The following is a 10,478-nucleotide window of genomic DNA, read 5'->3' on the forward strand; positions in this document are numbered from 1 at the left end:
TGAACTGCGCTTTTGTCAGATAATTCGTGACTTAAAATCAGGAATTGAATGATGTTTGACGGACGATTGGTGAATGGGGTCAGCGTGCTGGCCGCCGTGGTCGAGAGCGGCAGCTTTGCGCGAGCGGCCGAGGCGCTGGGGCTGACGGCATCGGGGGTCAGCCGGGCGGTGGCGCGGCTTGAGAGCCGCATTGGCGTGCGCCTGCTCGACCGGACGACGCGATCGCTGCGGCTGACCGATGATGGCGCGCGTTTCTACGAGCAGGTCGTGCCGCTGCTTGGCGGCATCGAGGAAGCCGCCGCCTATGCTGCCGGAACGACGCAGGCGGTGCGCGGGCGGCTGCGAATCAATGTCGATCCCTATTTCTCCCGGCTGATCCTCGGACCGAAGCTCGGCGTCTTTCTCGACCGCTATCCCGACTTGCAGATCGAGGTGGTGACGCGCAACGAGATCGGCGATCTCGTGGCCGACGGCATGGATGTGGCGGTGCGCTTCGGCGAGATTCCAGCGAAGAGCTCGCTGATTGCCCGTCAGCTTTTTCGAACACGGGTGATCACGGTTGCGGCGCCCTCCTATCTCGCAAAGCATGGCACACCGAAGCTGCCGGCGGACCTCGCCTATCACACATGCATCCAATATCAGGATCCGCTGAGCGGCAGACCTTTCGAATGGGAGCTGCGGCGTGGCAAGAAGGTGGTGCCGATTGAGACCCGCGGCCGCGTCCTGGTCAACGATGCCGGGACGACGCTCGCCACCTGCCTTGCCGGGATCGGCATTGCCCAGGTCTTCTCGCTCGGTATGGAGCCCTATCTCAAGGACGGTCAGCTGGTCGATCTCTATCCGGATTGGCCGGACGAGACCTTTCCGCTGCACTGCTTCTATCCATCGCGCTTTCACGTGCCTGGCAAGGTCCGCGCTTTCATCGATTTCTGTGTCGAAATCATCGGCTAGATGTCGCGGCTGAGACTTGTTTGGCAGATGCCTGCGGCCTCGAAGAAGACATCCAATCACTCTATCGTCCGGCGGTTTCGCCTCGGGTGTTCATAGTGGCGTACGAACTGATTTCGCGAAGTCGTGGAGGAGCCGGTGATCACTTGCTCCTCCGGCAACGGTGGAACAACGCCACAGAGTACTTCAGTCACCCGGCCCCCCTGCAGCGGACATGTCCATCCAGACTGCCTCCCAGACATGCCCGTCGGGATCGTCAAAACTGCGATTGTACAGGATCCCAAGCCTGCGCAGGATTGATGTCGGCTTGTCCGCCATGTGAGGCGGCAGCCTCGTTCATCTGATCGACCGAGTCACGGCCCTCGTAGGAGATCGCGAGCATCACTTCACTTGACGTTGTCGGCGGGATCGGTCGGTTGGTGAAACCGCTCCTCTTGGAGTGGGTCAGGAGCATGACGTTAAGGCTTTGGCCCGCGCCAAGTCCGTCACTGGCATGTTCACAAAAAGCATCTTGGTCATCGCAACTCCAGAAACTGGCAGAGACGAAAATTGCGCCAAGATCGACGGGGGTAGCGGTTCGCGCTTGAGTTGGATCTGCTGTTATCGGCATGATTGGCCTCCAGAGAGTTTTCTAGCGATCGCACTCTGCCGCTGCGCAGGCCTCTACCCACCCCTGATGGGATCTCAAGAGCATAGTTCACGAGGTCAGCTTGCGACCCCACTGCTAAAATTCCACCCCGCCTGAACGCGACCAAACAGGGTGATGAACAGAATTTCTCGATTGCTAAACAGGCTGACAGCTGCATCGCTCAAACCACGATTTCTATTTCATGAAGTCTTCTCTCACCAATGGCTTTGGACGGTTCCCATCGATGTCAACGACCCCGTATTCTCGTGCCAGCTCTGCAACGACATGCGGGCGGCCTGACTTTTCCAGCAAGGCGCTGTCGTTCCAAAGTCTTGCAATCACGCGGCCGACGAAACGAGGCGATTCCGAGTTGGACAGATCCATGAATTCGGCAGCGCGCATCACCGCTTCGGTTCGTACCAAACCAGGATAAAGTGCAAGAGCCGAGACGCCATGCGGCATCAAATCATGCGCACAATCAGCAGCGAGTTTGTTTGCACCGGCCTTAGCGACGCCGTATATGGCGTTGCCTTCGAAGAGTTCGGCTGCCCAGAAAGAGATGTTGACGATTAGGCCGCTCTTCCTCGCGATCATTGCACCGACCGGATCCGGCGCCATGGCGCAATCCGTGCCTTATAGCTCGCTGCCCTACGCCGCGGGCGCCGATCCGCCGATGGCAATCGGTTTGCGGCGCAAACGGATTATCGCGCTGCCGACCGATGCATAAAACCCGTCCATGTCGACATGAACCATTTTTTTCGCACGGCGGTCGGCTCATATCTGTCGGCTTTAGGGATCGCGATGTGATCGGCGTTAAAATTCACGCCGAAACAAAATGAAAACATAACAGAGCGGGATATCAACCGTTACGATGTGCACGGTGTCGCGGTGCGCGAAACCAGCAGCCACCAGATGTGGAATTGGCGCAGCTCCTCGCTGCTTTCACAATTGGCAGGAATCGTGCGATGATTGCGCTGTCCTGCCGACAGGAGTTGCCATGAACCCCAACACCCACAACCGCCTTGTCCTGGAATTCATGGCCATGCGCGCCATGAAGATCACTGACAGCGTGCCGGTCGATACCATCATGGACTATGGAATCGACAAGGGGCTCAGCTTGGGCGAAGTGGAGGCCGCGTTAATTCACGCCAGCACCCAGGAGTGGATTTTGCTGGTTGGATCGAATGTGCATCTGTCGCAAGCTGGATATGCGGCGATCGGGCCAGCGAACGACAACTCGCTTTCCGGCTAATTCTCTCGCAGCAGCGCTAACTCAGACATGTTGCCTTCCGCGCTTTCATCCCAGGATTTCTTGGCGATGAAGTGGGGCAGGGCTTCACAAAACTGAAGTGCGCAGTCATGCGGAGCCTTTCGGCTTCTCGCTCATGCCAAAGACCGCGGTAGTCCTGGACCTCGTTACTTGATCAATTGCTGGACCAGCGGCATTAGATCGATTCTGCCTGGCCATCGCCGATACCCTCGAAATAACCGCCTTCATCGCAGCCCTTGTCGCTGTTACGCAAGGTCCGGATGGGCGGTGCGAAGCCAAAGTTATTTAGCTGCATTTTAGGGATCAGCCCAGATCGGGATTAACTACCAGCTCAACCAGAGCTTGCGTTGCGGGGTGGATTTCGCATGTTATGGGCCATGCCGACCCATCGCTCATTGCCGCCAAGAGATGCTACCAGGAAACAGGGTCGCCCCCGGTTCACGATGGAGGCGCTCTATCTAGCTGTCATCGCGGGAGGCGTAGTTGGATACTTCGGCGTCGAAATAGCAGCTGCGCCATTTGCCTACTTTGCCAGTCGCTGCAATATCAAAGGCAATGTGAGCATCGGCAGCGGTGAGCGGATCTATCATGTGCCGGGGCAGGAGTATTACGATGAAACCAAGATATCTCCTCAGTACGGCGAGAGGTGGTTTTGCTCGGAAGCTGAAGCCCGTGCTGCCGGCTGGCGGCGGGCGGGCAGGTAGCGCGGATTGCGGGCAAATCGGTGCCGAAAACCTAATTCTGTCGTGTGGTCTTATCGCACCGAAAGCGGCCGCGTCCGAGTTAATGATGGCCCGCGTCTGCACCTTTTCGACACCGTCGTCACGGAGGAACTCTAGAGCCGCAGCGCCAACTTGCCCACGCTGACCGGTCCTCCAAGCACAATCGCATTTGACCCTCTCCCTCAGTTTTGGCGGTCGGCTTTACGTCGGGATCTCACATACAGCCGCATGGACACACGATGGAAAACTGTGCGAGCGCCACGACGATACCGAGGTGCACACGATTGAATGAAGTTCGTTATGTATTTCGGGGACAAAGCCCCGACGAGATATTCCGGATTGTACGCTTGTATCGAGGTTTGTTGTCGGGGCAGGGATTCGAACCCCGCGTCACAGCTCGAAAGCTGGAAGCAACCTCGGATACCCGAGGGATAGGGAGAGCGCCACGCTCCGATTACGCTTACGCCCGACTAAACCATTAACTCATTGGCCCTTGCGATTGTTCCTGATAGGGTGGCCTTGGGGGTCACAAAGCACAAGATTGACGAGTGTCTCCACATATCTCGGATCCTTTCCAACGAACGTTCATGCACCGGCGCACGCCTGCGGCGAGGTCAGTGCACTGAGTCGGAAGATGGGGCGTGATGCGAGTAGCGGCGAGCCCGACATACCTCCCGATTTATCGTCGCCATCTCCTCGACCGATTGGCCGCCGTGGTCTTAGAGGCCGCATCGCAAAGAAACGACGAAGCCTGATCGTCCCACTCCACCTCGTAGTACCGATACCATTCACGGACAGCTTTCGACATGATGCGATAGCCGTTTGAAGTGTCCCTTGTCATTGGAAGACCTCAGAAAGGCTTCTGCTTAGACGTGGCGGAATCGCCGGTTGATTGGCCTTGAGAGCATTGGAAACGGATCAATGCCGGCGGGTATCTAGGCAAAAGGAAGAAGGCGCTGGCTCGAATGGAGGCGGCGGAATGAAGGGGCGGGCATAGTCTCAAAGCTCACATGAGGATTTCGCCGTCAAGATCAATCATTGTTTCATAGCGTGCTCCTTTCGGTCGTATCGGATCCATGGTCTGAGCCAGATTGCATGACGCGGCACGTTTCCGTCGCCGTTGCAAACTCACATACGGTTGCCGTTCGTTCGTAGCACCACTATCCCGCTTGCGTTGCGGCAAAAGACCGTGGATCGATGGTTCAAATCCTTTCAAGGCAATAGACGGACATTCCATCTGGTTCCCTATCGTCTCTCTGGTTATACCGTTTTTGAAAAACAGTATAACGCCGAAGCCAGGGGCGCCTGCGGTGAATGCAGCCGCAGGGAAACGACTGCTTCTTCGAAGGCTTGATCCGTCACTGGATATGGGCGTTGGCAGAAATGTACGGTTCGGGAGATCCATTCTGCCAGTCATAGCCGTTGTCAGAGCTCAGATAATCGTTATCCCAGCTCGCCGCCCGTATCCTCGAATTTCCAAAACAAGGTTTGGATCCGAACTGACATCGATGCAGTCCACAACGTCAAAGTCGGCTTCGTGAACGCGGTCGCCGAAAAAGATCACGCAGCTGTTCGGATCGCATCGCCGTGAGGTCCAGACGAGGCCATCCACGTCGGGGTATGCGTTGTGGATCGCACTCGCCCACAACACCGTCTTCCTATATGTCGACTTCGGCGTCTCGATCAGATTGGCGCGCGAAATGCGCCACGCCTTGAGGTCGGGCGCGTAGAGGCTAACGACCCTCAGGTCCCTCTTCGGCCGGATCCGGCTGGTACTGCGGGCCAGGACGGTCGCCAGCCGAACTGTCTTGAAACGGGCGCTCGGGGCGATGTCGTGAAAAATGCTCTCAAAAGCGGCGGCCTCGCGCGTCGTGGCCGCGTAGAGCGACGGCACGCACAGGCTGGCAGCATCGTCGAACGGTGCAAACCGCGTGGGCTGCCCTCGGCACGGATTGAACTCGCCTGCACGGAATGCGGTCGCATGGGTGCGATGGAGCGTGTCTCCAGCTGCAACTGTTTTGACATTGACCGACGCGAAGGTGGAAGGCGGCGGCGGAACCTTCGTTCCCATCAGCCGACTACCTCCTCATGCTCATGCCTCGCAGCCGTTTCGAGCGCTTCAACGTCATCGAGCCGGTCGATGGGCTCATCGTCATCCAGCCATCCGTTGGCAGTGACAAACCAAAGCGCCCTTTGCCAATTGGTCATGGATGCAGGAAGTGTCTGAAGCACTCGCTTAATTGCCGGATGCGGTCGACCGTCCTCAAACTGAAAGGCGGGAAACAACTCGCTTCCGCGGTATGAAAGCGAGAAAATATCCCCGTTCTTCTTCCAGCGCGCCGCCGTGGCGTAGCTGTTCTTTGCGTTGGATCCCGCAAGTTTATTGACGTCGGTGCTGCTTAAGTGAGGGACTTCAGCCATAAACCGATCGCGCAAATCGACGTTGTCGGCGGCCAGGATCCCGCGTGCCCTTTCCAGGTCATCGGGCAGCAGGACTTCCGCCAACTTCCCGATTGCCGCTTCGAGGCGTGCCTCATCGACCGTCTCAGTCACCCGCACTAGTGTTTCCGTGAATGTTCTCACGGATTGACGCTCAGCGTCCGAGAGTTCCGGCTGGAGCCGAAGGACGACGGAGCGGCCAAGCGCGGTCGCAGCCATGGCGTTGGCAAGCTCCGTCAATCTTGGGCCAAGGTCGCCGAAGGGGAGGCGGCCGGCAACCATCGTCGAGGCCATGATCTTGGCAATCTCCTTCGACAACTGGGAAAACAGGGCCTTCTCGTCCTTTTCCGACAAGCCGACGGAGCGCATTTGATCTGGCAGGAGCGACTCTTCAAAGCGGAACAGCATGGAAGTCTCGTGATACAAGTGAGAAGGGTAGGTATATAACTAATATCACGTGATGTCGAGTTGAAGCCTAGGCCTAGCCGAATTCCGAATTCCGGTCTCCTCCGAGCCTGTTGGCGGCTTGGGACGGCCACCCATGTCCGGCGCGGCAGAAATCTGGTCGGCTTCGAAAGGCTGGAAGCCGCTTCCGATTCCTGACCCTAACGCGACGCGGCAACTCGTTTGCTCGCCTCATCGGGTGATACCGATCGAAAGATCGCATGGATGCTATAGCAGCTACTCCTGGCCGACTTGTGTCTCTGGAGGCGGTCTCAGAGAGTTGCTGCGGACAAAATCCACGAAGGCACGCAGCGGCGGCGGCATTTGACGCCGGCTGGGATAATAAAGGTGAAAGCCGGGGAAGGGAGGTGTCCAGTCGTCAAGCATGCTGACCAGCCGGCCCGCGACGAGATATTCCGCCACATGATGATCGAAGAGATAACTGATGCCGATGCCATCAAGTACAGCCCGCAGCATAAGGTCGTTGTCGGTGGTGCTGAGTGGCCCCGAGACGGCCACTTCGAGCTTCTCGTCGCCGCGTTCGAATTCCCAGTGATAGAGGCTGCCATCTGTCGGCCAGCGGGAGGCGACGCAAGAGTGGTCGCGCAGGTCGCGCGGCGTTTGCGGCATGCCGTGGCGCCCGATGTAGTCGGGCGAGGCGATGACGACGAGCCGCATTTCACCGCCGAGCTTTACGCTTACCATGTCTTTTTCCACCATCTCGCCCAGTCGGATGCCGGCATCGAAACGACCGGCGACGATATCGGAAAGTTTGTCATCCACGATAATGTCCATCATGATCTCGGGATAGACTGCATTGAAGGGAGCAATCAAAGGCGCCAACGTGTGGACGATCGCGACCCTAGGTGCGTTGATGCGCAGGAGACCGGCAGGCCTGTCGCGCAGCGCCGACACATCCGCTACCGCTCGGTCGAGATCGGCAAGCGCCGGCAATAGCCGGGAAAGCAACCGCTGCCCAGCCTCGCTCGGCGCCACACTACGCGTCGTGCGGTTGAGCAGCCGGATACCCATCCGTTCTTCGAGCGTGCGGATCGTCTGGCTGAGTGCGGAAGCCGACATGCCGAGCCTTGCGGCCGCGCGGGCAAAATTGCCGTGTTCGGCAACTGCCGCAAAGGCCCTGAGTTCTGCATAGTCGCTGCCGCGCATTATGTACTCTTTTCTAAATAACTCATGCTGATAATGTAGCATTGTGGTGAGTGTCGGCAAGGCGCATCTTCTGTCTGCAACACAGGAGATCTATCCATGTCAGATAAAACAACCAACACACTGTCTCTTGACCGCTATCGTCTCCTCGGCCGTTCTGGCTTGCGCGTCTCGCCGCTCTCGCTCGGCGCCATGACCTTTGGAACCGATTGGGGCTGGGGCGCCGATGAGCAGGAATCGCGTCGCATGTTCGACGCCTATGTCGATCGCGGCGGCAATTTCATCGATACTGCCAACCAGTATACGGGCGGCACGTCGGAAAGACTCGTCGGTCGCTTTGCCGAGGGCCGCCGCGACGAGCTTGTCATCGCCACCAAATATACTATCACCTCGCGCCCGAAGGATCCGAACTCCGGCGGCAATCACCGCCGCAGCATGGTTCGCTCCGTCGAAGACAGCCTGAAGCGGCTGAACACCGATTATATCGATCTCTTTTATCTGCACGCCTGGGATTTTACGACCTCCGTCGAGGAGGTCATGAGGGGGATGGACGATCTCGTCCGTGCCGGCAAGATCGTCTATGCTGGCATTTCCGACACGCCGGCCTGGCAGGTAGCGCGCATGCAGACGCTGGTCGACCTGCGCGGCTGGGCGCCGCTGGTAGCACTGCAGATCGAATACAGCCTGATCGAGCGCACGGTTGAGCGTGAGCTGATCCCGATGGCGCTTGAACTCGGCCTCGGCGTTATCCCCTGGTCACCGCTCGGCATGGGCGTTCTTACGGGGAAGTACAGCCGCTCCGATCTTGACATCGGTGCCGGCACAGCAAGTGCGGTCGGCACCCGCAAGAATGTGGCGGCCGGCAACGGCTCGCTGACCGAGCGCAGCCTCGGCATCGCCGATGTCGTGAAGCAGGTTGCGGACGAAATCGGCAAGACGCCGGCGCAGGTGGCGATCGCCTGGACGCTTACCAACCCTGCCGTGACTTCGCCGATCATGGGTGTGAAGACGATAGCCCAGCTCGAAGAAAATCTCGGTGCGCTCGATGTCATATTGTCTGATGAGCATTGCACTCGCCTCGCCGAAGCCAGCGCCATCGCTCTCGGCTTCCCGCATGATTTTCTCGCCAAGCCGTTGACGCGCGGCGTCATGTTCGGCGAAGTGACCATCGAGCCCCGGCGCTGAGACAACCAGTCGGCGCATAAAGGCGCGGCGGTGGTCGAACAATCGAACACCGCCGCAGTTCCAGTTGAGCATGGACGCGGAAATCGGAGCGGCTCGCGCGGCGGTTTCATGCCATCCCCATGCCCGCGACGAGCTGCGCACCTCCCTTCGGCAGCGCCTTGATCCGGTCGATTGGTTGGAGCACCCGATGTCTTTCATCGAGTCGCAGCGGCATCTTGTGCGCCGGGCACCCAAAAGCCCAATTGTGGGATTTTGCGCACCGGCCGTGCGTGATGCTCGCGACCTTGGTGTCGAAATTCGTTCCCTCTGTATCAATTCCAGCCGAGGGGACTGAACGCTCGAGCGACCGACGATGACAGCCGGTTCGCTCTACGGCGAGGTCTCCCCGCTATGGTCAAAAGTGGCATGTCAGGTTGCAGGGCCGGCTCGCTTTGTTTGCAGCTTACCATTGTCGCAAGCGCCTTTAGGGTGTCTGCGCCCTCTATCGATCATCTCGTCACAGTCTAAGGACGAGCGGTCAGCCAGATGGCGCTCGAAGAGTTACTGTCGTCTTCGATCGCGGTGCTCCCTTTGGGCAGGCGCAAGGATAGCATGGGATTCTGCACGGTTCAGCGTGTTGACCAATTCTTCGGCTTCATCGACGGTAAGCATGTCCATAACGAAGCCATCGACGAGAGCTTTCCGGTCTGAAACCGTATCGATTACCGTCCAGTAGATGTTGAGGTTCTTCTGCAGGGCGTATCTCTGGTTTTGCATGGATGATACCTTTCTTCAATCTTTCAGTTACTCGCATTGCGTCAACTCCGATGAGCGTCCATCCCATGGTAGGTGCACGGACCCGACGCAGATTCTTGCACCGAGGCGCACGTCCGTCCTGTCTCTGCATATTTTTTCAGCTGGGAAGAGGATAAAGCCGGCGGCCTTCGGAGCGTATTGCCGAATGAGATAAGCGACCAGCCGAATTGGCGCCCCGACTATCCACCCGTGCCAGACGCCCGATACTTTGGTCTAGATATGCGAGCCTACCTGACCCACGCCGGCTTCGTCGTCAATCCGAGGCTGTCCGCCATCCGGACCAGATCAACGAGAGATCTCGCCTGCATCTTCTGCATGACGTGGCCGCGATGAACCTTGACGGTCACCTCGCTCAGGCCAATCTGAGCAGCGATTTGCTTGTTGACGCTGCCCGCGACCACCAGGTTCATGATCTCGCGCTCGCGCGGCGTCAAGGAATCATAGCGCGACTGAAGCTCGGCAATGAGAGCGACTTGCTGCCTGCGAGCGCAATCGAGCTCGATCCCGGCATAGGCGGCATCGAGCAATTCCTGCTCGCGCAGCGGCTTCGTCAGGAATTCGATAGCGCCGGCTTTCATCGCCCGAACAGAGATCGGAATGTCGCTGTGGGCACTGATAAAAATGACCGGAAGCTCAATTCCAAGGGACGTGAGCATGCTCTGAAATTCCAGGCCGCTCCGCCCCGGCAGCCTGACATCGAGAATGATGCAGCCCGGAACGTCAGGGCGCTTGCTATCCAAAAACTCCTGGCTGGAAACGAATGTCAGTACCTCAAGTCCAACCGAGCGCAGGAGATCGCCGAGGCCTTCGCGGACGGACGCGTCATCATCAATGATGTAGACAATCTCCTTCATCCATGTCCCCAAGTTTTGCGCCGGTCAGG

At 58.3% G+C, this 10,478-nt stretch carries 11 protein-coding genes and 2 pseudogenes; 4 read left to right on the forward strand and 9 right to left on the reverse strand.

The genetic code is table 11. The annotated features are described in order from the left end of the window. Positions 1–51: 51 nt before the first annotated feature. Positions 52–951: a LysR family transcriptional regulator gene (locus tag ATY29_RS08740; protein WP_097535993.1), complete on the forward strand. Its 900-nt coding sequence runs from the start codon at positions 52–54 to the stop codon at positions 949–951. 253 nt (positions 952–1,204) lie between these two features. On the opposite strand, the gene ATY29_RS08745 is transcribed toward ATY29_RS08740, so the two are convergent. The 3 genes and pseudogenes from ATY29_RS08745 to ATY29_RS38500 form a co-directional block, all read right to left on the reverse strand. After that, the gene (locus tag ATY29_RS08745) at positions 1,205–1,558 is read right to left on the reverse strand and encodes a VOC family protein (protein WP_244597368.1); all 354 of its coding nucleotides are present in this window, start codon (positions 1,556–1,558) and stop codon (positions 1,205–1,207) included. Positions 1,559–1,771: 213 nt separating this feature from the next. Then, positions 1,772–2,194 (reverse strand): SDR family NAD(P)-dependent oxidoreductase, encoded by a 423-nt coding sequence (locus ATY29_RS08750; protein ID WP_097535995.1) that lies wholly within the window; start codon positions 2,192–2,194, stop codon positions 1,772–1,774. Between the two features lie 42 nt (positions 2,195–2,236). Beyond that, positions 2,237–2,329: pseudogene (locus ATY29_RS38500) on the reverse strand (Y-family DNA polymerase); the annotation flags it as partial. Between the two features lie 244 nt (positions 2,330–2,573). Between ATY29_RS38500 and ATY29_RS08755 the strand changes: the two are divergent. Next, positions 2,574–2,828 carry a hypothetical protein gene (locus ATY29_RS08755; RefSeq protein ID WP_025418446.1) on the forward strand — a complete coding sequence of 85 codons (255 nt, stop codon included), beginning with the start codon at positions 2,574–2,576 and terminating at the stop codon, positions 2,826–2,828. A gap of 461 nt (positions 2,829–3,289) precedes the next feature. Continuing rightward, positions 3,290–3,550 carry a sunset domain-containing protein gene (locus tag ATY29_RS08760; RefSeq protein ID WP_375164590.1) on the forward strand — a complete coding sequence of 87 codons (261 nt, stop codon included), beginning with the start codon at positions 3,290–3,292 and terminating at the stop codon, positions 3,548–3,550. Positions 3,551–4,182: 632 nt separating this feature from the next. Here ATY29_RS08760 and ATY29_RS38325 read toward each other — a convergent pair. From ATY29_RS38325 to ATY29_RS08780, 4 genes and pseudogenes are all read right to left on the reverse strand, one after another. Continuing rightward, positions 4,183–4,409, reverse strand: a pseudogene (locus tag ATY29_RS38325) (hypothetical protein). Positions 4,410–5,000: 591 nt separating this feature from the next. Further along, positions 5,001–5,639 (reverse strand): RES family NAD+ phosphorylase, encoded by a 639-nt coding sequence (locus tag ATY29_RS08770; RefSeq protein WP_097535997.1) that lies wholly within the window; start codon positions 5,637–5,639, stop codon positions 5,001–5,003. Beyond that, the gene (locus ATY29_RS08775; protein WP_097535999.1) at positions 5,639–6,415 is read right to left on the reverse strand and encodes a hypothetical protein; all 777 of its coding nucleotides are present in this window, start codon (positions 6,413–6,415) and stop codon (positions 5,639–5,641) included. The genes ATY29_RS08770 and ATY29_RS08775 overlap by 1 nt, the downstream gene beginning before the upstream one ends. Positions 6,416–6,688: 273 nt before the next feature. Then, positions 6,689–7,618, reverse strand: coding sequence for a LysR family transcriptional regulator (locus ATY29_RS08780; RefSeq protein ID WP_097536001.1), 930 nt, complete (start codon positions 7,616–7,618; stop codon positions 6,689–6,691). Positions 7,619–7,714: 96 nt separating this feature from the next. Between ATY29_RS08780 and ATY29_RS08785 the strand changes: the two genes are divergently transcribed. Then, positions 7,715–8,800 (forward strand): aldo/keto reductase, encoded by a 1,086-nt coding sequence (locus ATY29_RS08785; protein WP_097536003.1) that lies wholly within the window; start codon positions 7,715–7,717, stop codon positions 8,798–8,800. 540 nt (positions 8,801–9,340) lie between these two features. Here ATY29_RS08785 and ATY29_RS08790 read toward each other — a convergent pair. Both ATY29_RS08790 and ATY29_RS08795 read right to left on the reverse strand, forming a co-directional pair. Beyond that, positions 9,341–9,556 carry a hypothetical protein gene (locus ATY29_RS08790; protein WP_097536005.1) on the reverse strand — a complete coding sequence of 72 codons (216 nt, stop codon included), beginning with the start codon at positions 9,554–9,556 and terminating at the stop codon, positions 9,341–9,343. Positions 9,557–9,822: 266 nt separating this feature from the next. After that, a complete protein-coding gene (locus ATY29_RS08795) occupies positions 9,823–10,449 on the reverse strand; it encodes a response regulator transcription factor (protein ID WP_097536007.1) in 627 nt (208 codons plus the stop codon). Positions 10,450–10,478: the final 29 nt, after the last annotated feature.

This window comes from Rhizobium hidalgonense (assembly GCF_002914525.1).
Classification (GTDB): domain Bacteria; phylum Pseudomonadota; class Alphaproteobacteria; order Rhizobiales; family Rhizobiaceae; genus Rhizobium; species Rhizobium hidalgonense.